The 26,153-nt window shown below is 42.1% G+C and carries 20 protein-coding genes; 9 read left to right on the top strand and 11 right to left on the bottom strand.

What is annotated here, in order from left to right:
• Positions 1–251 precede the first annotated feature (251 nt).
• The 4 genes from LU635_RS02920 (at position 252) to LU635_RS02905 (ending at position 3,268) form a co-directional block, all read left to right on the top strand.
• On the top strand, positions 252–839 hold the full coding sequence (locus LU635_RS02920) for a HupE/UreJ family protein (RefSeq protein WP_240096007.1): 588 nt from the start codon (positions 252–254) through the stop codon (positions 837–839).
• Positions 840–929: 90 nt separating this feature from the next.
• Positions 930–1,361: a deoxycytidylate deaminase gene (locus LU635_RS02915; protein ID WP_240096005.1), complete on the top strand. Its 432-nt coding sequence runs from the start codon at positions 930–932 to the stop codon at positions 1,359–1,361.
• Positions 1,358–2,950 carry a S41 family peptidase gene (locus LU635_RS02910; protein WP_240096003.1) on the top strand — a complete coding sequence of 531 codons (1,593 nt, stop codon included), beginning with the start codon at positions 1,358–1,360 and terminating at the stop codon, positions 2,948–2,950. Before LU635_RS02915 ends, LU635_RS02910 begins: the two co-directional genes overlap by 4 nt.
• Positions 2,951–2,965: 15 nt before the next feature.
• Positions 2,966–3,268, top strand: coding sequence for a hypothetical protein (locus LU635_RS02905; RefSeq protein ID WP_240096001.1), 303 nt, complete (start codon positions 2,966–2,968; stop codon positions 3,266–3,268).
• On the opposite strand, the gene LU635_RS02900 is transcribed toward LU635_RS02905, so the two are convergent.
• From LU635_RS02900 to LU635_RS02890, 3 genes are read right to left on the bottom strand one after another with little or no spacing between them, the layout of a single operon-like run.
• Positions 3,260–3,865, bottom strand: a complete 606-nt coding sequence (locus tag LU635_RS02900) for an FAD-dependent oxidoreductase (protein ID WP_240095999.1) — start codon at positions 3,863–3,865, stop codon at positions 3,260–3,262. The genes LU635_RS02905 and LU635_RS02900 overlap by 9 nt on opposite strands.
• 3 nt (positions 3,866–3,868) lie before the next feature.
• Entirely contained in the window at positions 3,869–4,063 is a 195-nt protein-coding gene (locus tag LU635_RS02895) for a hypothetical protein (protein ID WP_240095998.1), read from the bottom strand.
• The gene (locus LU635_RS02890; RefSeq protein WP_240095997.1) at positions 4,060–4,641 is read right to left on the bottom strand and encodes a MarC family protein; all 582 of its coding nucleotides are present in this window, start codon (positions 4,639–4,641) and stop codon (positions 4,060–4,062) included. The genes LU635_RS02895 and LU635_RS02890 overlap by 4 nt, the downstream gene beginning before the upstream one ends.
• A gap of 134 nt (positions 4,642–4,775) precedes the next feature.
• Here LU635_RS02890 and LU635_RS02885 point away from each other — a divergent pair, with 134 nt between their 5' ends.
• The 4 genes from LU635_RS02885 to LU635_RS02870 all read left to right on the top strand — a co-directional run bounded on the left by LU635_RS02885 (position 4,776) and on the right by LU635_RS02870 (position 11,015).
• A complete protein-coding gene (locus tag LU635_RS02885; RefSeq protein WP_240095996.1) occupies positions 4,776–5,360 on the top strand; it encodes a DUF3109 family protein in 585 nt (194 codons plus the stop codon).
• A 555-nt stretch (positions 5,361–5,915) separates the two neighbouring features.
• Positions 5,916–6,893, top strand: coding sequence for a ribonucleotide-diphosphate reductase subunit beta (locus LU635_RS02880; protein ID WP_240095995.1), 978 nt, complete (start codon positions 5,916–5,918; stop codon positions 6,891–6,893).
• A 154-nt stretch (positions 6,894–7,047) separates the two neighbouring features.
• Entirely contained in the window at positions 7,048–9,507 is a 2,460-nt protein-coding gene (locus LU635_RS02875) for a ribonucleoside-diphosphate reductase subunit alpha (RefSeq protein WP_240095994.1), read from the top strand.
• A 161-nt stretch (positions 9,508–9,668) separates the two neighbouring features.
• A complete protein-coding gene (locus tag LU635_RS02870) occupies positions 9,669–11,015 on the top strand; it encodes a deoxyguanosinetriphosphate triphosphohydrolase (protein WP_240095993.1) in 1,347 nt (448 codons plus the stop codon).
• A 1-nt stretch (position 11,016) separates the two neighbouring features.
• Here LU635_RS02870 and LU635_RS02865 read toward each other — a convergent pair whose 3' ends face one another.
• Positions 11,017–12,009: a DUF3078 domain-containing protein gene (locus tag LU635_RS02865; protein WP_240095992.1), complete on the bottom strand. Its 993-nt coding sequence runs from the start codon at positions 12,007–12,009 to the stop codon at positions 11,017–11,019.
• A gap of 38 nt (positions 12,010–12,047) precedes the next feature.
• Positions 12,048–13,820, bottom strand: coding sequence for a 1-deoxy-D-xylulose-5-phosphate synthase (locus tag LU635_RS02860; RefSeq protein WP_240095991.1), 1,773 nt, complete (start codon positions 13,818–13,820; stop codon positions 12,048–12,050).
• Positions 13,821–13,911: 91 nt separating this feature from the next.
• On the opposite strand from LU635_RS02860, the gene LU635_RS02855 reads away from it, so the two are divergent.
• Positions 13,912–14,361 (top strand): nucleoside deaminase, encoded by a 450-nt coding sequence (locus LU635_RS02855; protein ID WP_240095990.1) that lies wholly within the window; start codon positions 13,912–13,914, stop codon positions 14,359–14,361.
• A 75-nt stretch (positions 14,362–14,436) separates the two neighbouring features.
• On the opposite strand, the gene LU635_RS02850 is transcribed toward LU635_RS02855, so the two are convergent.
• The 6 genes from LU635_RS02850 to LU635_RS02825 form a co-directional block, all read right to left on the bottom strand.
• A complete protein-coding gene (locus tag LU635_RS02850) occupies positions 14,437–15,213 on the bottom strand; it encodes a glycoside hydrolase family 16 protein (RefSeq protein WP_240095989.1) in 777 nt (258 codons plus the stop codon).
• Positions 15,210–17,492 (bottom strand): beta-glucosidase BglX, encoded by a 2,283-nt coding sequence (bglX, locus tag LU635_RS02845; RefSeq protein ID WP_240095988.1) that lies wholly within the window; start codon positions 17,490–17,492, stop codon positions 15,210–15,212. Before bglX ends, LU635_RS02850 begins: the two co-directional genes overlap by 4 nt.
• 65 nt (positions 17,493–17,557) lie before the next feature.
• A complete protein-coding gene (locus tag LU635_RS02840) occupies positions 17,558–19,192 on the bottom strand; it encodes a family 16 glycosylhydrolase (RefSeq protein ID WP_240095987.1) in 1,635 nt (544 codons plus the stop codon).
• A gap of 51 nt (positions 19,193–19,243) precedes the next feature.
• Positions 19,244–21,418: a hypothetical protein gene (locus tag LU635_RS02835; RefSeq protein WP_240095986.1), complete on the bottom strand. Its 2,175-nt coding sequence runs from the start codon at positions 21,416–21,418 to the stop codon at positions 19,244–19,246.
• Positions 21,419–21,441: 23 nt separating this feature from the next.
• On the bottom strand, positions 21,442–22,905 hold the full coding sequence (locus LU635_RS02830) for a RagB/SusD family nutrient uptake outer membrane protein (RefSeq protein ID WP_240095985.1): 1,464 nt from the start codon (positions 22,903–22,905) through the stop codon (positions 21,442–21,444).
• A 4-nt stretch (positions 22,906–22,909) separates the two neighbouring features.
• A complete protein-coding gene (locus LU635_RS02825; RefSeq protein WP_240095984.1) occupies positions 22,910–25,930 on the bottom strand; it encodes a SusC/RagA family TonB-linked outer membrane protein in 3,021 nt (1,006 codons plus the stop codon).
• Positions 25,931–26,153: the final 223 nt, after the last annotated feature.

Genomic DNA, 26,153 nt, shown 5'->3' with positions numbered 1-26,153 from the left:
GATTTTTACCCCAACAAAAAAACGACTTAGAATTTTGACCCTACCCAAAATTCTAATTCCTCCAATCCCCTTCCATAGAATACCATTTGGGAGGGCTAAGGTAGTGTCTCCTCTCGAACTGGCAAATACCACAAAAAAGGTATTTTTATAAATCTTTGATTATGAAGTACTCGCCGAAACCGGTCTTAGAGAGCCTTTGCAATTAACTTAATATGTTGTAAATTCGGGTCTTTCCTAATTAAAACCGGATTATGTCCCAATTTTGGCTCTACTTCAGGCTTGGGCTGGACCACGTGCTGGACTGGCAGGCATACGATCATGTACTTTTTTTAATAGTGCTTGTTGCCTCCTACAGTTTCTACTCCTGGAAAAAGGTCTTATGGCTGGTGACCCTGTTCACTATAGGCCACACCCTGGCTCTAATCCTTTCCGTATACGAAATCGTTAAGGTAGCGACAGATTACGTGGAATTCCTTATTCCGGTGACCATTCTGGCAACGGCCATCTTTGATATCGCCACGGCAGGGAAAAAGCTCAGGAACGGCAATTATAGCCTGCTATATTTCACCACCATCTTCTTTGGGGTCATACACGGGCTTGGATTTTCGTCCTATTTTAAAATGATAGCTGCCGGCTCTGATGCAAAGTTCTGGCCACTGGTAGAATTTGCGCTGGGAATAGAGGTGGCCCAGGTAATTGTGGTACTTTCGGTAATGATCCTGGGTTTCATTTTTCAGAATATCTTCAACGTCTCAAGAAGGGACTGGATACTGGTCACTGCATCTATCGTAATAGGGATCATTCTGCCCATACTTCAGGAAAGCTATCGGGCCCTGTAGAATTAAATATTTTTAACCTGTATTTTTAACAATAATCTTTTAATTTGCAGCTCATTATTAATTTCTGCAGCTTAGACTTTTATTGTTTCAATGAATAAGAAAAAACAGCTTAAATTCGATAAGGCTTATTTGAGAATCGCCAGAGAATGGAGTAAATTAAGCCATTGTAATAGAAAACAAGTTGGCGCGTTAATTGTAAAGGATAGGATGATCATTTCTGATGGTTACAATGGTACGCCCACCGGATTTGAAAATTTTTGTGAGGATGAAGAAGGTTATACCAAATGGTACGTTTTACATGCCGAGGCCAATGCGATCCTTAAAGTAGCAGGCTCTACACAATCCTGTAAGGACGCTACTTTATATATTACCATGTCTCCTTGTAAGGAATGTAGTAAACTAATTCACCAATCTGGTATAAAAAGACTTGTTTATCAAATAGACTACAAGGACAATTCAGGCCTGAACTTCCTCGAAAAAGCGGGCGTGGAACTTGAACAGATAACAGAACTGGAAGATTGAAAGGTAGAAATAAAATATACACTCCTCTATTACTGAGCATCGCATGTGCCGTAGGGCTTATCCTTGGCGCACGCCTTAATTTTGACACTTCTGATGAGCTATTCTCTGCCAATCCAAAAAAACAAAAGTTAAACCGGCTTATAGATTATATCGACTATGAATATGTAGATGATGTGAATACCGACAGTATTGTTGATCTCACGGTGAATAAAATACTTGAGAACCTTGACCCTCATTCTGTCTACATCCCCAAGGATGAATATGCCAACGTCACCGAAAATATGAAAGGTGATTTTGTGGGAATAGGCGTGAGCTTTTACAGTGTCCAGGACACCATCGTAGTGATAAAGGCCCTGGAAGGAGGGCCAAGCGAGAAGCTGGGTATCCGTGGGGGAGACAGGATACTATATGCGGATGGTAACAAACTTTTTAACCGCGGAATAAGCAATGACTCTATCACCCGCCATTTAAAGGGAAAGGAAAATACCCGGGTCACCCTGAAAGTTTTAAGAAAGGGAATAGAAGACCTGCTCACCTTCGATGTTAAGCGTGGGAAGGTACCACTTAAGAGTGTGGATGCCGCCTACATGCTAACCGAGAATCTGGGGTATATCAAGATCAATCGCTTTGCCGAGACAACCTATAAGGAATTCAGTAATGCCATAACCGGACTTAAGAAGAAAGGAGCGAAACAGATCGCCCTGGACCTGCGTGACAATCCCGGTGGCTACCTTTCTGAAGCTATCAATATAGCCGATGAGTTCATTAAGGATGAAAAACTTATCCTCTACACCAAGAACAAAAGCGGGGCAATAGAAGAGACCTATGCACAACGAAAAGGAGAATTCGAAAACGGAAAGGTCTATGTACTCATCAATGAAAATTCAGCCTCCGCAAGTGAAGTGGTTGCCGGGGCCCTTCAGGATAACGATGTAGGCACCATAGTGGGAAGGCGTTCCTATGGAAAAGGCCTTGTACAGCGCGAGATGGAGCTTGGTGACGGCAGCGCGGTAAGGCTCACTATCGCCAGGTATTACACTCCAACAGGAAGGTCCATTCAAAAACCTTACGAAAATGGCAACGAGTCTTATTTTAACGATTATATGCGTCGTTACCAAAACGGGGAACTTAACAGTGAAGATAGCATAACGGTAAACGACTCCCTTAAATATGTTACTCCCGGCGGAAAAGTAGTTTATGGAGGAGGAGGTATAATCCCCGATATCTTTGTGCCAAAAGACACCGACTCCGAAAAAGAGAAACTTACTTTCCTGCTACGTGGCGGATATATGAGCCGTTATGTCTTTGATCTGCTGGAAAAGGATCGCAGGTATTATAATTCAATTGAGAAAAACCAGTTCAGAAAAAAGATAGAGATCACCGAAGAGATGATGAACGGTTTTGACCGCTATCTAAGGCAAATGGGGGTTAGGGTAAACCTCAACGGAGAGGAACATAAACCTCTGCTTAAGAAATATTTGAAGGCCGAAATGGCACAGCAACTTTTCGGGACTAATGCATTTGAACGGTATTTAAATGAAGATGACCGAATAATTGAAAAAGTAATTGAGTTGTCACAGGAAAAATAATAATTTGGTTTTCCAGTGGAAAAATTCATTGCATATCTTTCGACTCTCTGGCCATTTATCCCTCTGCTTTTCTTTATAATTGCAGTTGCATTCAGGCTAATGGATAACAGTACTTCTCTTTTTCTTCAAAGAGATATACTTATCAATTCATCCAACGTTTCACGGGATCTTCTTAAAAAACAGATCAGACTCAATAACGACCCCCGGTTCACAAGGCAGTTAAAAAGAGCTCTTATTCTCAGGAATCTCCAGCAGAGCTTTATGATCCTTGCGGTTATAAGTGTCCCGATAAGCCTATTGTGTTTCTTTCTACGCTAATTTATCATGCACCTTCGTGTGCTCTCCGTTCCATTCGGTAAGTATATCTGTAGCAACGGCTGCTCCGCTTCCGCTTGCAGTGGCGAACTGACTGCGCCATCCCGCAAGAGTCCCGGCCACATAAAGTCCAGGTTTTACAAGATGATCTTCATTTCTTAACTGGATCCTGTCTTTTGAAAGCTTTGCTTTCTTATGAGGAATCAGGTAATCTTCAAGTCCGGAAATCCTGAAAGGACTGGTGTATCCAACGGCCACCACTATTTTCACTGATGTATATTCAGATTTATTAGTAATCACCCTGAAACCTTCTTCCAGTTCCACTACTTCCTTCACTTTTTCCTTTTTAATGGTCTCCACTTGCGGATACAGGGATTCCAGGTGTGAAATCCCTTTTTTCAGTAAGTCTGCACCATGGGTTCCCGGCCGGATCCCGAAAACATTTTTAAGCAATGCCGACTGTAAATGAGAGCTTTTTTGATGCAGGATAATTCCTGCCTTTTTATTTTCAGCGTAAGGTTTTTCCATGGCCGAACCTATGACCAGGGCACAGGACATTCCAGCGGCTCCCCCTCCTATAATTAGCACATCAAAATCCATTATTTAGCTATGTTTTTTGGAAATGCTCCGGGAAATAAGCAAAATTATCATCAATACGATCACACAAATACTTGCGAGTATTACAATAAGTGCCTTCCCGCTTTCCCCTTCCGTCAGGTTCTGAAAGTTGAGTACACTGGCACTAATCCCTATAAAAGCAAGGGATAGGGCCATAATGGTATAAATAAAATATTTCATGAAAATAAACTCTGAATGTTCTCGGCGAACAATTTCACGGCAATAGCGAGCAATATTACGCCAAAAACCTTTCTGATTACATTGATTCCCTGGCTACCCAGAAACCGCTCGATCTTCGCCGACGATTTCAGGACCACGTATACAAAGATAATATTGATAATGATAGCCACAATGATATTTACCATTTCATATTCTGCCTGAAGTGAAACCAGTGATGTCATGGTCCCTGCACCCGCAATAAGAGGGAAAGCCAGCGGCACTATGGAAGCCGTCTCGGGAGCATCATCTTTATAGAGGCTTATCCCCAGTATCATTTCCAGCGCAAGGAAGAAAAGGATAAATGAACCCGCCACAGCAAAAGAATTCACATCTATACCAATAAGTCTTAGGATCTCCTTCCCCACGAATAGAAAGACTATCATAATGATCCCCGCCACTATCGATGCCTTTTCACTTTGAATATGTCCCACTTTTGCCCGCAGATCTATGATAATAGGTATATTTCCAATAATATCGATCACTGCGAAAAGAATCATCCCGGCAGTAAATACTTCTCTAAAATTCAGCAAATTAAACATAACTACTATATTAAAAATTGCGGGCAAAAGTACTTCAACTTATCTGATCTGCCCATAGCCAACCAGGTTAAATTTGTGTAAATTTTTCAGCCTTTTTTTCTTCGTTCTACAAGGCAGAAAATTATCTTTGCAGCATGTTTCAACTGGGAAAAACTTTAGTTTCGGAGGAGATCATCAAGAATGATTTTGTGTGCAACCTTTCAGCCTGTAAAGGAGCTTGCTGTATAGACGGAGAGGCAGGGGCTCCTGTTGAGCCTGAAGAGAGGGCAATCATGGAGAAGATATACCCCAAAGTAAAGCCCTATCTACGTAAGGAAGGCATTGAAGCCATTGAAAAACAGGGGATTTACATCACCCGTGAGAATGGAGAAATAGAAACCCCCCTGATAGACGATGCCGACTGTGCCTATGTAACCTTTGACGATAAAGGCACCGCCCTTTGCGGGATCGAGGAAGCCTATAATGCCGGGGAGATCGACTGGAAAAAACCCGTTTCCTGCCACCTCTACCCAGTACGGATCCAGGAATACTCTTCATTTTCAGCTGTGAATTACCATCGCTGGGAGATCTGTGATGATGCCTGTAGCCTCGGGGCTGAACTACAGGTACCTGTCTACAAATTTGTAAAGGATGCCCTCATCAGAAAATACGGAGAAGACTGGTACAGGGAACTTGAGGAAGTCGCTTCGAATATTTCAAAAACAAAAGCCAACAATTGATTAATTTTCAGCGCATTAAACTGCGCTAAACAACAATAATTTGGTATATTTACATTCCTCGTCGAGGAATTCTGTCGAAAAAGATCAGCGATCTTTTTTATCCCCCCCCCTTTATAAAGAAGAATATTTCCCAGGCATATGTACCTGGCTATTAATAAAATATGATCGGATTATCTACACCCAGAAATTTTATAGGTGGACCAACCAAAGAATTAGGTAATTCTGTTTTCTGGAAAACCGGCAATAATTTGCCGGTTTTTCGTTTTTAAAAAACCCTTATTTTATGAGGGTTTCAACCCCATTTTGAGCATTGTTGACGACCCGGAAAATAAGGATCCCTTTTTTTGGTCATAAAATTATTAACAATTTATAAACCACTGTTATTTAGTTATTTATAAGTTCTTTTAACAAGAAACTATGAAAAATATAGAGTTTCTCGTGTTGACAACTTTGTTGAAAACGTTTGAGCCAATATCTTTCATTATATGTCTCATTTTTAAATATTTGTTAAACTCTTTTCAATAAAACCAACTAAGACCAAAAAATAAAACAAGCATGGCGCAAACGGAACCCATTTTACAGGATAATAAAGATCGCTTTGTGATCTTCCCGATAAAACATCATGATATCTGGGACTGGTACAAAAAAATGGAGGCTTGTTTCTGGACTGCAGAAGAGATCGATCTTCACCAGGATCTTAACGACTGGAACCACAAGCTGAATTCTGACGAGCGCTATTTCATAAAACACATACTTGCCTTTTTTGCGGCTTCAGATGGGATCGTGAATGAGAACCTGGCAGAGAACTTCGTAAATGAAGTTCAGTATTCTGAAGCCAAGTTTTTCTATGGCTTCCAGATCATGATGGAAAACATACATTCTGAAACCTACTCACTTCTTATCGACACCTATGTGAAAGACGACAAAGAGAAAGATAATTTGTTCAAGGCCATCGAAGTATTCCCCGCCATTAAGAAAAAAGCTGACTGGGCTCTTAAATGGATCGAATCTGACTCCTTTGCCGAAAGACTTATAGCTTTTGCAGCAGTGGAAGGTATCTTCTTCTCCGGGGCTTTCTGCTCCATCTTCTGGCTGAAGAAACGCGGATTGATGCCCGGCCTTACCTTTTCCAACGAGTTGATCTCAAGAGACGAAGGTATGCATTGTGATTTCGCCGTTCATCTGCATAATCACCACCTTATTAACAAGGTGCCAAAAGAAAGAATAAAGGCTATCATAGTTGATGCATTGAATATTGAAAGAGAGTTCATCACTGAGTCACTCCCCGTTAGTCTAATTGGTATGAACTCCAAGCTTATGACCCAGTACCTGGAGTTTGTTACAGACAGGCTGTTAGTGGAACTGGAATGCGAAAAAGAATACAACGTATCCAACCCATTCGATTTCATGGATATGATCAACCTGCAGGGTAAAACCAATTTCTTCGAAAAACGCGTAAGCGAATACCAGAAGGCAGGTGTAATGAATAAAGATAAAGAATCAGACGAGATCAGCTTCGACGCTGATTTCTAGAGCCCAACTGCGCCGTGTCCCCCAACGCGGCGCATGTTGACTTTAATATTTTTCATCCGAATTAATGAATTTTCCAATTCCGGGTATTTTCCCGGCAGGGACCCTCAGCACCTTTTTTCAAGATTCCTGTGTTCCTGAACTAAAACTGTAGCTTATGTATGTAGTTAAAAGAGATGGGAGGAAGGAGCCCGTCATGTTCGACAAAATCACCGCCAGAATCAAAAAACTCTGTTACGGTCTTAACGAACTAGTAGATCCGGTAAAAGTGGCGATGCGGGTGATTGAAGGCCTGTATGACAACGTTACCACCAGCGAACTGGATAACCTGGCGGCCGAGATCGCAGCTACAATGACCACTTCACATCCAGATTATGCAAAACTTGCCGCACGTATCTCTGTCTCCAACCTGCATAAGAATACGAAGAAGACCTTCTCTGAGGTAATGACAGATCTTTACGAGTATGTGAATCCGCGGAATGACGAAAAAGCTCCTCTCATCTCAGATGAAGTCTATGAGGTGATCATGGATAATAAGGAAAAACTGGACTCCACCATTATATATAATCGTGACTTTGGATATGATTACTTTGGATTTAAGACCTTAGAGAGATCCTATCTTCTAAAACTTAACGGAAAGATCGCTGAACGCCCACAACATATGCTCATGCGCGTTTCCATAGGAATACATATTGATGATCTGGATGCAGCCATAGAGACCTATGAACTGATGTCTAAAAAATATTTCACACACGCTACCCCAACACTTTTTAATTCCGGAACTCCGAAACCACAAATGTCTTCCTGCTTTCTTCTTACTATGAAAGATGATAGTATAGACGGGATCTACGACACCCTAAAGCAAACGGCCAAGATCTCACAATCTGCTGGTGGAATTGGACTTTCAATCCATAATGTTCGTGCTACGGGTTCCTATATTTCAGGAACCAATGGCACTTCCAACGGGATCGTTCCCATGCTTAGAGTTTTCAACGACACTGCACGTTATGTGGACCAGGGCGGAGGAAAAAGAAAAGGTTCTTTCGCTATCTATGTGGAACCATGGCATGCCGATATTTTCGATTTTCTCGACCTTAAAAAGAACCACGGAAAAGAGGAAATGCGCGCACGTGATCTTTTCTATGCCATGTGGATGCCGGACCTGTTCATGAAGAGGGTCCAGGAAGATGGAAAATGGACATTAATGTGTCCGAATGAATGTCCCGGACTTTTTGACTCTTATGGAGAAGAATTTGAGAAGCTTTATCAAAAATATGAAGCTGAAGGCAAAGGCCGGAGAACCATCAAAGCCCGCGAACTATGGGAAAAGATCATGGAATCCCAGATCGAGACCGGAACTCCGTACATGCTTTATAAGGATGCGGCAAATCGCAAATCAAATCAGAAGAATCTTGGAACCATTAGATCTTCGAACCTTTGTACCGAGATCCTTGAATATACCAGCGAAGATGAAGTAGCTGTATGTAACCTTGCCTCCATCGCCCTGCCAATGTTCATTAAAGGAGAGGAGTTCGACCATAAGGAACTGTTCAAGATCACCAAGCGGGTAACCAAGAACCTTAATAAGGTGATCGACAGGAATTATTATCCGGTAAAAGAGGCTGAAAATTCCAATATGCGCCACCGTCCGGTGGGACTCGGCGTTCAGGGTCTGGCAGATACCTTTATCAAATTAAGGTTGCCATTCACTTCAGATGAAGCCAAAAAGCTGAACCAGGAAATATTTGAAACGCTTTATTTTGCCGCGGTCACGGCTTCCATGGAGCTGGCAAAAGAGGAAGGACCATATTCAACTTTTAAAGGTTCTCCCATCAGCCAGGGAGAATTCCAGTACAATCTCTGGGGAGTTAAAGATGAAGAACTTAGCGGAAGGTGGGACTGGGCAAAACTACGTAAACAGGTAATCAAGAATGGAGTTAGAAACTCCCTGCTGCTAGCGCCTATGCCTACCGCGTCAACCTCCCAGATATTAGGAAATAATGAAGCTTTTGAACCCTACACTTCTAATATATATACCAGAAGGGTTCTTTCAGGAGAATTCATCGTGGTAAACAAGCATTTACTGGAAGATCTTGTATCAAGAGATCTGTGGACAGACGACGTTAAGAATGCCATTATGCGTAATAACGGATCGGTGCAGGCTATAGATGTTATTCCACAGGATCTTAAAGAACTATACAAGACAGTATGGGAAATGAGTATGAAAGACATTATCGATATGTCGAGACAGCGGGGTTATTTTATAGACCAGTCACAGTCCCTCAACCTTTTCATGGAAAATGCTAATTACAGCAAACTTACTTCAATGCATTTCTATGCATGGAAAAGCGGACTTAAGACCGGGATGTATTATCTTCGCACCAAAGCAGCTGTAGACGCTATCAAGTTTACGCTTCAGAAAGAAACAAAAAAAGAACCTGTAAAGACCGAATCTCAGGCTCCGGTGAGAGCCGCAGATAAAATGCAGGCTCAGTCACAACCGGTAATTTCTCAGCAAAACGATGAGGAAGGAGCCCTGACACCCGAGGAACTTAGAGCAATCATAGCTCAGTCCAGGGAAGGAGAAGGCGACGATTGCCTGATGTGCGGATCTTAAAATTTTGGCTAATTCAAATTTGGATTAAGAAGGGGAAGTAGCTGTTACTTCCCTTTTTTATTTTAATAAGATAAATTCAGGATGACCTTCGGAAAATTTTCAAACGCCTCTTTTTTATTTATTTTTAGCCAGGAATTATTCACTGATAACCACCAACCGAAATGAACTGGGAACAACTCTTGTCACTTAAAAGATTTGGAGACACACATAAAAGATTAAGAAAGGAACAGAATGAGACCCGTTTGGGTTTTGAGGTAGACTATGACAGGATCATCTTTTCTTCTGCCTTCAGAAGTCTTCAGGATAAAACCCAGGTGATACCGCTTTCAAAGACCGATTTTGTACATACACGCTTAACTCATAGCCTGGAAGTATCGGTAGTTGGAAGATCCCTGGGACGTCTAACCGGCCAGAAACTGCTGGAAAAACATCCTCATCTCAGAGATACTTTCGGATACCAGATGAACGATTTTGGAGCCATTGTAGCAGCAGCGGCCCTGGCCCACGATATCGGGAACCCGCCATTCGGACATTCGGGAGAAAAGGCAATTGGTGAATATTTCAGCCATGGGAACGGCCAGCGTTTTAAAGATCAACTTACCGAAAAGGAATTCCAGGATCTCGTGAAATTTGAAGGTAATGCCAACGGTTTTAAAATACTTACCGAACACCGGCCAGGAATTGAAGGAGGATTAAGGCTGTCTTATGCAACTCTTGGAGCTTTTACCAAATATCCAAAGGAATCCCTTCCGCATAAACCCACAAGAAAAATAGAGGATAAAAAGTTCGGTTTCTTCCAAAGTGAAAGACAGTTTTTCGAAGAGGTAGCCGAGGAATTAGGCCTTCAAAACACGAGAGAAGGAAAAGACATAGGTTATTGCCGACATCCCCTGGCCTTTTTGGTAGAAGCAGCCGATGATATTTGTTATACCATCATAGATTTTGAAGACGGGATCAACCTGGGGCTGATCGATGAGGATTATGCACTGGAATACCTCATCAAACTTGTTAAGGATAATATCAATACCACAAAATATAACGGCCTTACCAATACTGCAGACAGACTCGCATACCTGAGGTCTCTGGCCATTAATACCCTCATAGGAGAAGCGGCCGAGATATTCCTGAAAAATGAAGATGCGATCTTAAAAGGAGAATTTCACGAATCACTTTTTGATAAAAGCAGTTACGAAGCACAGATAAAAGATATCATCAAGATAAGTATCGAAAAGATCTATCAGAGCGAAGAAGTGATAAGCAAGGAAATAGCGGGCTATAGAATGCTTTCCTATTTGCTGGATATTTACACGAAAGCCCTGCTTCCGGGAGATAATGCTGAAGATTCAAACTTTACCAAACTGGTCCTGAAATCGGTACCACAGCTAGAGCATCTACAGAAAAACGATTCGGTTTATGAAAATCTGATAGGCATCTGCTCATATACGGCTTCACTAACCGACGGGATGACGGTGGCTTCCGTAAAAAAATATAAAGGACAGAGTTTATAGTCTAGAATTCGTAAACAACGCCAACGCCCAGCATTTGTTTAAGCTGAATCCGCGGACCTGAAGTCTCAAGTTTACCATCCCCGTTGGTATCCTCCTTGAACTTTACATCGTCGTCGTAGCGTATATGTGAGCCCACATTGGCCTTTACAAAGTCGTTCACCTTCATGTTCACATTCAGCTGCCAGTCTACATCCACATTCCCGAAATTATTGAGATAATCTGAATAAAGACTCAGCTGGTTATCAAGGTCTATATTATCAAAAACCTCTTTACTAAACCCGCTGGTGACCAGAAAACCGAATTCCGTTCGAAGGTTCTCACCTTTCTTAAGAATATTTCCCAGTTCATCGGTTACCGCAGGCTCCACACCAAACATACCTTCATCGGCAAGACGCTGATCCAGTACAAAGGTAGATTTAAAGGTAATAGGTGAAAGGTACACCTGGAGATCCTCTTCGGGGTGAGAAAATTCAGTTCCCACACCCAGAAAAGTATAACCCGGAGCCATGAATTTTGAAATCGGCACCTCGGTATCCGGATATTTATAACCATTGGAAAACTGAGTATTAAAACTGAATTTACCTGAGTAAAACCAGTTGGAGGTACTGTCATTTCTAAAGCCAAAGGAAGATTTTACCCTTAGTTCATCTTCGGTCTTCCGAACCTCCCGGCCTTCCTGGGCATTTATTCCGTATCTCAGAGAAGCAGAATTACGCCACATGGTAAGATCTTTTTCAAAATTCCTTTCAAAGTTTGAATAGAATAAAGCTGAAACAGAATTATTACCACCGGAGTTCCAGTTAACAAAAGCAACTTCGCTCAGGTTCAACCCGAAAGTATTTTTCTCTGTCCAGTACATCATCATGGTATCTGAAGCCGTAGTGTCTTTCGCGGCAGTTGCCGTAGTGTCATTTACAGCATGATATTTAAAATCAGAAGCTAAGGAATTGAAGGATGTAATACAGAAAAATACTAGTAGGATTTGGAATTTCATTAATAACTCAGGTTTTCAGATTTGCAAAAATAAAAAAATCATATCATAGATTCCAGCTTTTGCCTTATTCCTTCAACGTGAATTCCTGCAATTTCTTGTAATTGAACCACACTTCCTTGGTCGATAAATTTATCCGGTATTCCTAAAATGTAAATTTCACCTTTAAAACCGGCCTCTGCGGCGTATTCCAAAACTGCACTTCCAAAACCGGATTTTTTCACTCCGTCTTCCACCGTGACTATTTTCTTATACTTTTTAAATATATTTTTCAGTAATACTTCATCCAGTGGTTTCACAAAACGCATATCGTAGTGAGCGAGCTTTTCTTTTTCAGACATTTGAGCGATGGCTTCTGAAACGTTTCCCGCCATATTACCAATACTAAGCACTGCTATCTCAGAACCCTGCTTTAAACATTCTCCTTTTCCAATTTTTATTTTTTCAAATGGTAGTTTCCATTCCTTCAGAACACCCCTGCCTCTTGGATATCGAATTATAATTGGGTTTTCTAGTCCCAGCTGCACCGTATAAAGCAAATTTCGCAGTTCAACTTCATTCCTTGGCGCCGCGATCATAAGGTTTGGAATCGCCCGGGAATAGGCAATATCGAACACCCCATGATGAGTAGCTCCATCTTCACCTACAAGACCCGCACGATCCAGACAGAAAATCACCGGTAAATTCTGTAGGGCCACATCATGGATTAACTGATCGTAAGCTCTCTGAAGAAAAGTAGAATAAATAGCACAATAGACCACAAAGCCCTGAGTGGCCATCCCGGCAGAGAGTGTGACGGCATGCTGCTCGGCAATGCCAACGTCGAAGGCCCTTTCAGGAAAAGCTTCCATCATATATTTCAGGGAGCTCCCCGTAGGCATCGCAGGAGTTATTCCAATGATCTTTTCATTACTACTGGCGAGCTCAACCAGAGTAAAACCAAATACATCCTGGTATTTCAACGGAAGTCCGTCGGTATCATATTTTAACAATTCTCCGGTAGCCGGTTCAAATTTCCCGGGAGCATGGTATTTTACCTGGTCTTCTTCAGCTTTTTTCAGGCCCTTTCCCTTTCGGGTAATTACATGTAGAAATTTGGGGCCATTGATCTGCTTCATTTTCTCAAGAACCTTCAGCAGACCATCCAGGTCGTGGCCATCAACGGGACCAAAATATTTGAAATTAAGCGCCTCGATGATATTATAACTAGCCGGCTTATAACCCACCCTGGCTTTGGTAAGATATTCCTTTAAAGCGCCAACGCTGGGATCTATTCCAATGGCGTTATCGTTCAGGATCACCAGCAGATTGGCTTTGGTCATCCCTGCATGATTAAGGCCCTCAAAAGCCATCCCGCTAGCTATGGAAGCATCGCCAATCACTGCAATATGTTGCTTATCTGTCTCTCCCTTAAGATTTGAAGCCATTGCCATTCCCAGGGCTGCCGAGACAGAAGTGGATGAATGCCCTGTTCCAAAGGCATCATATTCGCTTTCGCTTCGTTTAGGAAAACCACTGATGCCACCAAGCTGGCGATTAGTATCAAAAATATCCTTACGGCCGGTCAGGATCTTATGCCCATAGGCCTGATGACCAACATCCCATACAAGCAGATCATCGGGGGTGTTAAATATATAATGCAGGGCTATGGTAAGCTCAACCACTCCAAGACTGGCACCCAAATGACCTTCCTTGGTGGCTACTATATCAATAATAAATCGGCGCAGTTCCTGAGCGAGTTGCTTCAATTCAGTTTTGTTCAGTTTTCGCAGGTCTGCCGGGCTGTTTATATTTCTAAGGATCTTTTCGGCCATACCCGACAAAGTTACATTATGAAAACTTAATTAGGGATATGAGAGTTCACTGGAATGTTCAAAATTTATATCTTTCCTTAAAATTTGGGATATGATTTCTCCTTTTAACGATGAATATTTTATGAAAAAGGCTTTGGAAGAAGCCGAAATGGCCTATGAAAAAGGAGAAATTCCGGTTGGGGTGGTCGTGGTTATAAACGACAGGATCATTGCCAGGGGGCATAACCTCACCGAGACCCTGAATGACATAACGGCTCACGCCGAAATGCAGGCCATCACCGCCGCAGCGAATTTTCTTGGCGGGAAATACCTTCTAAACTGTACTATGTATGTTACTCTTGAGCCCTGCCAGATGTGCGCCGGCGCCCTTTACTGGAGTCAGATACCGAAGCTGGTAATTGGAGCTTCGGACCCAAACAGAGGCTATCGCAAGTTTGGAGTGCAACTGCATCCAAAGACCGAAGTGAAATCAGGGATAATGGAAACTGAGTGCGGGGATATTTTAAAAAGATTCTTTATTGAAAAGCGAAATCTAAATTAAAGCGGAACCTTAGTAATAGATTAGTAGAACGCTAATTCAAGCCCAATTTTCAAACAGCCGGCTCCGCTTATTTAGTTAGTTGGTTTGGGTTACCTTAATGTGATCTATATAATATTTCACAGGAAAAATAGAATCGTCTACCTCGGGACCACCAAAATTGCCTCCTACGGCCATATTGATCAGAAAGTAAAAATCCTTTCTGAAGGGATAATGCTCGTCATCATACTTTTCCGGAGTAAACTTATATACCTGATTCCCGTCTACAAAGAATTCAATATAGTCTTTTGTCCATACTGCTTTATATGTATGGTAGCCTTCTTCAATATCTTCAAATCTGGTTTTTTTAGTATTAATGGTTTCACCATGACTGGCAGGAGTATGTAGTGAAGTAAAGACCATATCAGGTTCACGGCCTACATATTCCAGGATATCGATCTCCCCACTGGCAGGCCATCCCACTTCGTTGATATCTGTCCCAAGCATCCAGAAAGCAGGCCATATACCCTTGCCGGTTCCAAGTTTGGCACGTACCTCGACCTCTCCATATTTAAATTCCACCTTATCCCTGGAGTTTATCTTTCCCGAATAATACTCTCCGTCTTTTTTTACCGCAGTGATCACAAGCTTCCCATCTTCTACCTCAACATAATTGCGGTCGTATACCTGCTCCTCGTTATTACCCCATCCGCAGAGATTAGGACAACCATCTCCTTCTTCATAACTCCAGGAACTCATGTCCAGGCTATCTCCACTGAAATCTTCCTCAAAGATCACCTTTCCCTGGGCTGTTCCTGAAATTGCCACTCCAAGAAGAAATCCTCCGGATACTATTAGTTTTGAAAAGTTTTTCATGATTTTCTGTAATTTAATTTTACTGACTGAATATCTTCAGAATTTCCGCCGAGCATAAGTTCAAATTCACCATTTTCGGCTTCCCATTTTCCTGATGCGGAGTAAAATTTAAGCATTTCCTCATCAATTTTGAATTCTACTGTTTTAGTCTCTCCCGGTTGTAATTCAACAAGTTTAAAGCCTTTCAGTTCTTTTACAGGCCTGGCAAGGCTGGCAACCAGATCCCTTAAATAAAGCTGTACTACTTCTTTCCCGGCAACTTTACCGGTATTTGTAAGCTTAACACTAAGCGTCACCGTTTCTCCTGTATTAAGACTGGAGGAAGAAAGCTCAGGTTTTCCATATTCAAAATCGGTATAGCTTAAACCATAACCAAATGGATATAAGGGACCATTTTCAATATCGGTATAATGTGCATAGGTCACATGTTCCTCACTATATGGCCTTCCGGTATTCAAATGATTATAATATAATGGTTCCTGCCCTACTGCGCGTGGAAAAGAAACCGGCAGTTTACCTGAAGGATTATATTTCCCCAGAAGCACATCGGCAATGGCATTACCGCTTTCGGTACCAAGCTGCCATGCTTCCACGATAGAAGGAATATTTTCGGAAGCCCAGGTTATCTCGAGTGGCCGGCCGTTGATAAGTACCAGGACAATGTTCTTGTTTACTTTTTGAACTTCTTTCAGCAATTCCATCTGCAGTCCTGCAAGGCCAACATTTGCCTGACTACGCCCTTCACCAGACTGAAATGCGTCTTCTCCAAGAACCATAACCACCAGATTGGCTTGCTTAGCCTTTTCTACAGCATCCTGAATTCCAGACCTGTCAGTTTCATTAATTTTCAGGGGCATAAGGAAACTTCGTTCTCCTTCTCCCAGGCTAATGCCTTTGCTATAAGTGATCTGGGTGCTTTCAGGTACGGTATTCTTCAATCCTTCCAGGACTGAGACCGCCGAATTGGCTTCTCCCTGGGCACGCCAGTTCCCGATTGGGGTATCAGTGTCATCCGCTAGCGGACCTATAACCGCTATTTTGTTTACCGATTTACCTAATGGGAGCAGACCATTTTCATTTTTTAAAAGAACGATGGACTTCTTCGCGATGTCGCGGGCAGTTTTCCTGTGTTCATCATAAGATAATGAACTGTTCAGGTTAGCATCCATATAACGGTAAGGATCCTCAAAAAGCCCCATTTTGAATTTTACCCTAAGAATCCTTCTTACAGCATCGTCTATCAGCGTTTCATCTATCTTCCCTTCATCCACCAGTTTCTGAAGTCCTGCTTCATAAGCACCACCTTCCATATCCATATCACTACCAGCTTTTACAGCAATTTCGGCCGCATGTACCTTATCCCTGGCAAAACCGTGAGGAATCAGTTCAGCTATTGACCCCCAGTCTGAAACTACAAATCCATTCCAGTTCCAGTCACCTTTCAGGATCTCGCGTTGAAGTCTTTCACTTGCGGTAGCCGGAACGCCATCAATAGTATTAAAGGAGTTCATAAAAGTGGCTACCCCGGCTTTGGCCGCAGCATGAAATGGAGGCAAAACAACATTATGAAGTTCGTTTTCACCAATATTTACCGCGTTGTAATCCTTACCTCCTTCCGCAAGTCCGTAACCAGCAAAGTGTTTAGCTGTGGCGGCTATCGTTTTAGGGTCTGAAAGATCAGATCCCTGGTAACCTTTGACTTTTGCTACTGCCACCTTTGAGGTTAAAAACGGGTCTTCACCCGATCCCTCCATGATTCGGCCCCAACGGGCATCGCGTGAAATATCGATCATAGGAGAAAAGGTCCAGTTAATACCATCTGCAACCGATTCCAGTGCAGCAATTCGCGCCGATCTTTCCATGGCTTCAAGATCCCAACTTGCCGTTTCTCCAAGTGGAACCGGGAAGATGGTTTTATATCCATGGATCACATCGTAACCAAAGATAAGAGGTATCTTCAGGCGAGAATTCTCCATATTCAAACGCTGAGCTTCACGAGTGGCTTTCACGGAAATAACGTTAAGCATAGAACCAACCAGTCCCTTTTTCAGCCTTTCCTCTTTCTGCTTATTATCAGTACCCGAAGCCGGACCTGTCAAATCCCAGCTTCCATTATACTGTACCATCTGCCCGACTTTCTCTTCGAGGGTCATAAGCTGTATTACAGAGTCCACTTTGGTTTCCACATTCTTCACTGAACTGGGAATCGCATCAGATTGAGCAAAAAGACTTCCGGTTCCAACAAACAGGAATGCTATGGTCTTGAATATAATTTTCATGGTTTAGGAGATTAATACCGGGAGCCGAAGGCCCCCGGAAATCTAACAATTTAGCTAAAAAATAGCTATTGAAATACTTTTACGTAGTCAATTTCCATTGATGATTCCTGAAAATCATCGGCTATAGAACCTCCAAGAGATCCTCCCATAGCCACATTTAAAAGAAGATAGAAATCGTCATTGAATGGAGTGGCATCTGAATTATCAAATTCCAAATGGCTTTCACCATCCATAAGGAATGTAATCTTATCTTCGGTCCATTCCACTTCGTAAACATGAAATTCTGAGGTAACATCTGTAACCTCTGTATTTTCACCTAGAATGGCACTGCCCCCTGAATTTCCAGGGAAATGTAAGGCTGATGAAATTCTATTCGGGTTATTCCCGACAAATTCCATAATATCCATTTCGCCAACTCCCGGCCAGGCTTCTTCGGGCCATTCAGCTCCCAGCATCCAGATCGCAGGCCAGGTACCGCTTCCGGCAGGAAGCTTGGCCCGAACCTCTACGCGACCGTAGGTAAATTCATATTTATCTTTTGTAGTGATCCTTGCCGAAGTAAAGTTGAAACCACTCTCAGCTTCTCTTTTAGCTGTGATGATAAGGTTTCCATCCTGAACCTTTACATTATCTTCAGAATCTGTGTAATACTGAGCTTCACCATTCCCCCAGCCGTTAGTTCCATTACCTATTTCGTAATTCCATTTATCGGTATCAAGAGCGTCTCCGTTAAATTCGTCTGCCCATACCTCGGTAGAAAATTGTGATTGGAAGCTTTCTTCTCCTTCGCTTCCTTCTGCATTTTCATCTTCAGAAGTAAGAATAAACCACCAGTCAAACTCATTATTACCATCAGTAGTCCTAAGAATTAACTGATTAGGTATGGAGCCATCATAAATTTCATATCTATGATCCCCTCCCGTATAATAACCAATAAAGCCACGACCGGTAAGCGCTATTGTTTCTGCTCCTCCGGGTGCGATCACAGCCCAGTTTTCAGTATAATCATTATAAGGAATATTCAGTACGTCAGCACCCTGAACTTCACAATCGGCACAACCACCCAGTTCATCAATAAAATTAATTCTTCCAAATACAGTTCCTTCAGGATTTGTTTCAGGTTCATCGTTCGTATTATCAGTGATATGGACAAAAGTTCCATCTTCCCTAAATATATATCGATCATCATACATACCGGTTCCAGATTTATCATTTGAAGGAGCCCCATAATACTGTGCAATCTCAGTATCATCTATAGGACCAAGCCCAAAATGCTTTGGAACTTCAGCATAAATTCTCCATTCCTTGGATCCATCTCCAACCAGTTTATCAATAAGATCCTGTGGTGGTTCATAGGCCACAAAAATACTTACATCAACAGTGGTGGAACTGGAAGTTCCTCCAGTTCCATAAGCAACTACGCTAACAGTATAATCACCACTCTCAGAAAAAGCATGGCTATATGCACCGCCCGGTGCAACTTTAGTCTCTCCATTGCCAAAGACATATTTATAGGTTATCGCATTATCTGCCCTAGCATCAAACTCAACTATCCCGGAACCGTCCTCACTAACAATGGTAGACACCGTTATATTACTGGGCACTACGATAGTATCCAGGCCCAGATCGTCTTCCTGGCAGCTGGTAAACAGCATTACCGAAAACATTAAGCCAATAATTATTTTAAAACTTTTCATCATAATTTTATTTTCAAATTCTTTTTACAGAAATGTTGAGTAAAAGAAATCACTTTAAAATTGCACGATATCATCAAAATAATAGACATCCCCATCACAGTTAGCACCTCTTTCAAAATATATGATCATACTCTTAAAGGTTCCTTCCGAAACATCTGAGAAATCAAAGGTCAATTCCTGCCATTCTCCTACCTGTGTGATCGTAGCCACTCTATCGTAAGCCGGATCAACATTTGGATGAGGAAGACGTTCCAATCTAAGAGTTACCTCAGACACCTGGGTTTCTGCAAATACTTTCATCTTGAATTTCTTCTTATCTGTAGCAGAAAAATCAATAGCTGTTGGTAATTCCTGTCCCAGACCTGACCAGGTCTCACAGGGATCGGTTTTTATAAGTTTCTGCACCTTACAACTGGTATTAACGAGCTCGATTGAAGGATTGTCTACAATATCTGTTTCAATATTTCCGAACTGATCAAATTCATGGTCTGGATCATCTGTCATAAAAGTCCAGTTAATAGGACCGTTGGCGGCATCTATATTCTCTTCTGTTTCAGCCATACAGGCAGCAGGCACAGGGGCAACCTGTTTGATTTCATCAAAGTAATAGATGTCCCCATCACAGTTTGCATTTCTTTCAAAATAAATGATCATACTCTTAAAGGTACCTTCCGAAACATCTGAAAAATCGAAAGTCAATAACTGCCATTCACCTACTTCAGTGATTGTAGCCACCCTATCGTATGCCGGGTCTGTATTTGGATGCGGCAGACGTTCAAGTCTAAGGGTAACTTCAGAAGCCTGGGTTTCTGCAAGCACCTTCATGGTAAATACTTTTTTATCTGTAGTAGAGAAATCGATAGCGGTAGGTAATTCCTGTCCTACTCCAGACCAGGTTTCACATGGATCGGTTTTCACTACTTTCTGCACTCTACAACTTGCATTAATTCCATCGGTTTTAGGATTACCTACTATATATGTTTCAATATTTCCAAACTGATCAAATTCATGGTCTGGATCATTTGTCATAAAAGTCCAGTTGATAGGACCATTGGCGGCATCTATATTTTCTTCTGTTTCAGGAACACAATTAGGTAAAGCACTAGGTTGGGCAATATCATCTAGATAGAATGTACCTGTAGTAAATCCACCTCCATCGATGAATAAGGTTAATATTTCATACTGCCCGGTTGGAACAAAAGGCTCTCCTACACCCTGATTTCCATCAATAAAACTTTTTGTAGCATTGGTAGCAAAATCAAAGGTTAGACTTTCCCAACCTGTCCCGCTGTGGGTAACTTTCACTTCGTTAGCTCTTGCATCATCAATTCCTCCTTCAAACTTCATAAGAACTGAAACTTCAACATCAGACCACATTTTCATGGTAATCTGTTTATCATCTCCACTAAAATCAACTGGTTCACCTAAAGAGAAAGAACCACCTTCCCATTCGGCTCCTGAGTTGGTAATGGCTCCAACATTAGATTCGGTAGTATGTGATCTATATACATCCGGATTTGTAACCACTTCATAGCTGGCCCCACCAAAAGTTTCTGCGGCATAACTTACCGTTCCCATATCAAAAGTAATAGGCAGCTTCAAAGGATCTGTAGCCTCAGGGATAATAACGATCGCATCTTCTTCCGTAGTGGCCCTCCCTGCCCCTTTAGCAATTACAGTTATCTCGTACACCCCTGGATCGTAAGTGTAATCCACACTTCCGCCTGGCATCACCTGAGTTGGCTCCTCATCTTCCATATCCCCAAAATATACTTCGAATAATGTAGCATAATCTGCAGATGGACTTACAGTAATCTTCTTAGGATTCGTAGCAGGCTGATCTACAATTACCTGCAGATTTTCAGGAGCTTTAAAAGAAACAACAAGGTTTTGATTATATTCACTTGTCAAACCACTAGATCCAATTGCAACGATCTTAACGTCGTATTCCCCTTCCCCATAAACATGTGTTACATTTTCTCCTGCAGCAACTTCAACAGGAGTTTCATTTTCGGTCTCCCCGAAATAAACTTCAAACATTTGTGCTCCCTCGCCCGCCGGAGTAATGGTAACCGTTCCCGTATCATCCTGGGTAATGTCAAAGTCTGCACTCACATTTGAAGGAGCAGAGACTTCTGCGAAGGCGTAGTTAGTAATATCATCATCTGCACAGCCCGTGAATAAAAGGACGGAGACGGTAAGCATCGCTAAAAATTTGAATATTTTCATCTTTATTCGTTTTAATTATTTTTTTAATATCCTGGATTCTGCTCCCAGTTGTTTCCTGCCAATTGTATTTCTATAGCAGGGATTGGGAATAATTCATGTTTTCCGGAAACAAAGCCATCGATCTCATCGGCAGCTCTTTCTGTTCTTACAAGGTCAAAGAAACGATGTCCTTCTCCTACCAGTTCCAGCCTTCTGTCCTCATATATCTGCTCCAGAAGATCATCCTCTGAGAGGGTTACAGGATCAAGCTCTGCACGTTCCCTTACCAAATTCAGATATCTTCTGGCCTTTTCTTCATCCGGAGACGGTTTTTTGAGATTAGCCTCAGCAGCCATTAACAGTACATCGGCCAGCCTTATGGCTCTGTAGTTATTTGGGTTTGTAAGGTTCGCATCGCCGGTATTAAGATCTCCCTGTCTTGAGATATATTTTCTGTTATAATAACCGGTATGCTCATATCCTTCAGAATAGGTGGCTCCTGTTTCTTCCGCCCACGCTTCAATATCAAGAATGGCTACATCCTTACGAATATCATCCCCGCTAAAAAGGTCAACTACTTCCTGAACAGGAACATTGAAGCTAAATCCTGATTCGAATTTTGGCCCCGTGTAATTTCTTATCCCGTTAAATCCAACGGCCACGTTACCTTCACTACACTGAAGACATCCAAATCCGGCTCCTTCCTTATCGGTGTACTGAACTTCAAAAACAGACTCCTCATTATTCTCACCTTCGGGCTCGAATATGCTCTCATAATCCTCAACCAAGGAATAAGGACCGTTTATTACAGGTTCAAAAGCGGTGGCGGCTTCAGCAAATTCTTTCTGGTACAAATAGGCTTTTCCTAATAATGCCTGCGCGGCACCAGAAGTGATACGCCCCTCCTCTTCCTGGGTAGCGGGCAGATTGGCCGCCGCAAACTTAAGGTCTTCTTCAATAAGTGAATAAACTTCTGCTTTGGGTGTTCTTGGGATATCGAACTGATCACCAAACTGAATTCGCCTGTCTACTGCCAATGGCACATCACCGAACCATTTAACAAGCTCAAAATAGTAGTAAGCACGAAGGAATCTTGCCTGAGCAATGATCTCTTCCTTCCCTTCAAAATCTATCTTATCCTGAAATTCAAGGATATAATTGGCACGATTAACACCGGCATACATCCAGCTCCAGATATCACGTAATTGCTGATTAACAGGGGTGTGTACCATATCATCGATTTCCTGAATACCTGGTACATCTGTGGCGCTTTCTCCTCCCGCAAGTGTATTATCGGAAGCGATCTCGCCCAGCATCACATTTAAATAGGTAGCCTGTAAAAGGTCATATGCTCCTACTAGGGCGAGCTCATAATCTTCCGGTGTATTGAAATAATCTTCGGAATTTTCATCCTGCCCGTCTACATAAACAAAATCATCACTACAGCCCGCTAATACCAGAAAGGCAAATGTGAGCATGTATTTGAGTGTATATAGTTTCGTTCTCATCTTTTTAAAATTTCAAATTAATTCCTAACATATAAATTCTGGGCACCGGATAGAATCCCTGGTCTATTCCTCCTCCAATAGGAGCTCCAGTAGACCCGGAAGGATCAAACCCGTTATATTCGGTCCAAGTGAATGCGTTATTCACTGAGGCATACATCCTTAATTTTTCAACCCCTGTATTGGAAAGCACTTCAGGGCTAAGATTATAACCAAACTGGATGTTCTGAAGTCTCAGATAGGAACCGTCTTCCACGTAATAATCTGATAACAGATTATTTGAATTTGCTCCGATGGTTACTCTTGGAAACTCATTAGTAGATCCCGGCCCTGTCCATCGGTTAAGGTAAGTAAGAGGTTTGTTCGTATTGGGCTGATTACGCTCATAATTTCTAATGATATCATTGCCTACTGAAGCAAAAGCGTAAGCGGCAAAATCAAAATTCTTCCAGGTAAAACCTAAATTAAGTCCCATGGTAAGGTCGGGGATAGGATCTCCAATATTCACACGGTCATTCGGATCTATTACCCCATCTCCATTCTGATCCACAAATCTCAGATCTCCAGGAGCGGCATTAGCCTGCTCAGCATGATTATCTATTTCTTCCTGAGTTTGGAAGACTCCGTCTGTCTCCAGTCCGTAAAAATAACCTATAGGTTGCCCTGCTTCCATTCTTGATGGTGGCTCAAGACCAATCCCAAATGCTCCTCCAGGAATAAACCCATTTTCGCTATTTACAAAAAGAACCTCATTCTCCAGGGTGGTGAAGTTATAGTTGATGTTGAGCTTAAAGTCATCATTCACCATCTGGTTGTAGCCAATGGAGAATTCAAATCCTTTGTTTTCCACAATTCCGGCATTGATCACCGGTGGTGCTGCTCCCGGCGCCCCCGAACCAAGAATCCCAGATACCTGTGAAACAACCAGCAGATCTTCTGTTCTTCGTTTAAAGTAATCTGCAGTGATATCTACCCTTGAATCGAGTAATCTCATATCCAGCCCGATATCCAGGGTTTTTTGCTTCTCCCATTTGATCTCCGGGTTAGCCAGCGCTCCGCTCGCTTTTCCGTACACAAGCTCATCGTCAAAGACATAAGTTCCCTCTCCATTAAGCAGCGAAACATATCTGAAATCCGGAATTCGGTCATTACCAATAATACCGTAACTACCTCTTAATTTCAGGAAGCTAACAAAGCTGTTGTTCGTAAAGAAATTCTCATCAGAAACTACCCAACCCGCCGAGGCTGAAGGAAACCAACCGAATTTATTTTCAGGACCAAATTTGGTAGATCCATCACGTCTAATAAGAGCAGACAAAAGATATTTTCCCTTATAATCGTACTGAATCCTGCTAAAATAGGAAAGCAGTCTGGCGTCAAAGAAATTACCGCCATTCTGGTAGTTATCTACCACATCTATAGCATTGACTATACTCGCATTTTCATATGAATTCCCTGGAATTTCGAAACCCGTAAACGATGATAAGTCACCGGTTGTTTTAAAAACCGACATACCAAGAAGGGCTGTAAGATTATGATCTCCGAACTCATCATTATATGTAAGGAAGTTATCCCAGGTATAATCACGGTAGATATCAAAGTTCTCGGTTATACTATTCCTGTCTACATTGAATACCTTCCCCGACCCGTAAAAAGCTTCCGGAGAAAAATATTTCCCATCCACTTCCGAATAATTGAACTGGAACTGTGTCTTCGCCGTTAGTTTATCAAAGAAAGTATATTCCAGACCTCCAACACCACTGATCTTATTCACTTCGGTATCATTATATGTATTCGCAACCTGGGCAAGTGGATTAATTACTTCGTTCCCCAAACCTTCAGCCAGGGTGTAATCACCATTCCCATCAAAAACACTTAAAGTAGGATCCATGTTCACTGCATTGAACAATACCGATCCCAATGCATTTTCTGAAAGAGTGTTACGGTTTGAATTAGTATAGATCCCTGACAGGTTAACCTTTAGATCCTCAATGATCTCATAAGTGAAATTTGCCCGGGCAGTGAGTCTGTTATAATTGGCTTTCCCACCTCCAACGATACCATCCTGGTTGAAATAAGCAACACCCCCTGCATAGGTGGTTTTCTCACCCCCGCCTGAAAGGTTAAGGTTTATATCGGAAATAGGAGCTGTCTTAAAGACTTCCTCCTGCCAGTCAGTTCCCACGCCGAAATCCCTGAAATTAGCAAATGGCGGGATTTCACCCGCAGCAGCATAGGCTTCATTTACAATCACAGCATATTCAGTGGCATTAAGTACAGGAAGCTTTCTCGAAGTTTCCTGCAGGCCGGTATAAGCATCAAAATTAACCTTAAGATCTGATGATAGCTTTCCAGACTTGGTAGTAATAAGAATTACACCGTTTGCCGCTCTTACACCATAGATACCCGCTGTAGCATCCTTTAGAACGTTGATGCTCTCAATATCATTAGGGTTGATAACACTTAGATCTTCGATCACGTTACCATCTACCAGAATAAGCGGCGCATTATTCCCATTGGTACTAATCCCTCTAATATTTATGGTAGATCCGCTACCCGGTGATCCAGAAGTAGAGGTTACATTCACCCCTGCGACACGCCCCTGCAATGCCTGTTCGACCCTGGCCGGGTTCTGTTCTTCGATAGTCTCTGAATCTACTACACTTACTGCACCGGTGATTTCCTTTTTAGACTGGGTTCCGTACCCAATCACGACCACTTCATCCAGTGCTTCTGAATCGGTCTGCAATTGAACGTTAAGCGATTGTGAATTATTCACGGTTATTCGCTGAGGTATGAAACCTACATAACTGAACAGAAGTGCGTCTCCGGCCGTTAAATCATCTATTGTAAAAAGGCCATCAAAATCGGTGGTAGTACCCCGTGCTTCCCCTTCAACGATTACATTAACGCCCGGCAATGGCATGTTGTTCTCATCGGCCACCTTACCGCTAACCGAAAATGTTTGCGCGTAACCGGCGAATAACCCGCTTAGAAATACAATCAAAAGACAGGTAAATTTCCTCATGTTTTTAGTTGTTAAAATTGTTTTTCCAATTTATTAACAGAAGATTAAGAAAACCGGAAAAGCACCTTTACAAAAAATCTACATCTGGGAATTTGCCAGTATTTTATATTTGAAATTATCAATACACCAATGCAATCAGGCCTTTATAGAGAAATTGATAATTTTTAGAAAGTCCGTTGATTATAAGAAGAATACATATAATGTAGAGGTCATGTAGAGTTTT

It is taken from the genome of Christiangramia crocea (genome assembly GCF_022410465.1).
GTDB classification, from domain to species: Bacteria; Bacteroidota; Bacteroidia; order Flavobacteriales; family Flavobacteriaceae; genus Christiangramia; species Christiangramia crocea.
The sequence above is the reverse complement of the archived record's forward strand: the minus strand, read 5'-3'. Positions and strand labels throughout refer to the sequence as shown.

Coding starts and splice junctions, on each gene's coding strand:
- LU635_RS02855 (WP_240095990.1), top strand. CDS start 13,912: ATGATTTCTCCTTTTAACGATGAATATTTTATGAAAAAGGCTTTGGAA.
- LU635_RS02825 (WP_240095984.1), bottom strand. CDS start 25,930: ATGAGGAAATTTACCTGTCTTTTGATTGTATTTCTAAGCGGGTTATTC.
- LU635_RS02900 (WP_240095999.1), bottom strand. CDS start 3,865: ATGGATTTTGATGTGCTAATTATAGGAGGGGGAGCCGCTGGAATGTCC.
- LU635_RS02840 (WP_240095987.1), bottom strand. CDS start 19,192: ATGATGAAAAGTTTTAAAATAATTATTGGCTTAATGTTTTCGGTAATG.
- bglX (WP_240095988.1), bottom strand. CDS start 17,492: ATGAAAATTATATTCAAGACCATAGCATTCCTGTTTGTTGGAACCGGA.
- LU635_RS02835 (WP_240095986.1), bottom strand. CDS start 21,418: ATGAAAATATTCAAATTTTTAGCGATGCTTACCGTCTCCGTCCTTTTA.
- LU635_RS02920 (WP_240096007.1), top strand. CDS start 252: ATGTCCCAATTTTGGCTCTACTTCAGGCTTGGGCTGGACCACGTGCTG.
- LU635_RS02915 (WP_240096005.1), top strand. CDS start 930: ATGAATAAGAAAAAACAGCTTAAATTCGATAAGGCTTATTTGAGAATC.
- LU635_RS02880 (WP_240095995.1), top strand. CDS start 5,916: ATGGCGCAAACGGAACCCATTTTACAGGATAATAAAGATCGCTTTGTG.
- LU635_RS02890 (WP_240095997.1), bottom strand. CDS start 4,641: ATGTTTAATTTGCTGAATTTTAGAGAAGTATTTACTGCCGGGATGATT.
- LU635_RS02830 (WP_240095985.1), bottom strand. CDS start 22,905: ATGAGAACGAAACTATATACACTCAAATACATGCTCACATTTGCCTTT.
- LU635_RS02865 (WP_240095992.1), bottom strand. CDS start 12,009: ATGAAATTCCAAATCCTACTAGTATTTTTCTGTATTACATCCTTCAAT.
- LU635_RS02870 (WP_240095993.1), top strand. CDS start 9,669: ATGAACTGGGAACAACTCTTGTCACTTAAAAGATTTGGAGACACACAT.
- LU635_RS02895 (WP_240095998.1), bottom strand. CDS start 4,063: ATGAAATATTTTATTTATACCATTATGGCCCTATCCCTTGCTTTTATA.
- LU635_RS02850 (WP_240095989.1), bottom strand. CDS start 15,213: ATGAAAAACTTTTCAAAACTAATAGTATCCGGAGGATTTCTTCTTGGA.
- LU635_RS02860 (WP_240095991.1), bottom strand. CDS start 13,820: ATGGCCGAAAAGATCCTTAGAAATATAAACAGCCCGGCAGACCTGCGA.
- LU635_RS02875 (WP_240095994.1), top strand. CDS start 7,048: ATGTATGTAGTTAAAAGAGATGGGAGGAAGGAGCCCGTCATGTTCGAC.
- LU635_RS02885 (WP_240095996.1), top strand. CDS start 4,776: ATGTTTCAACTGGGAAAAACTTTAGTTTCGGAGGAGATCATCAAGAAT.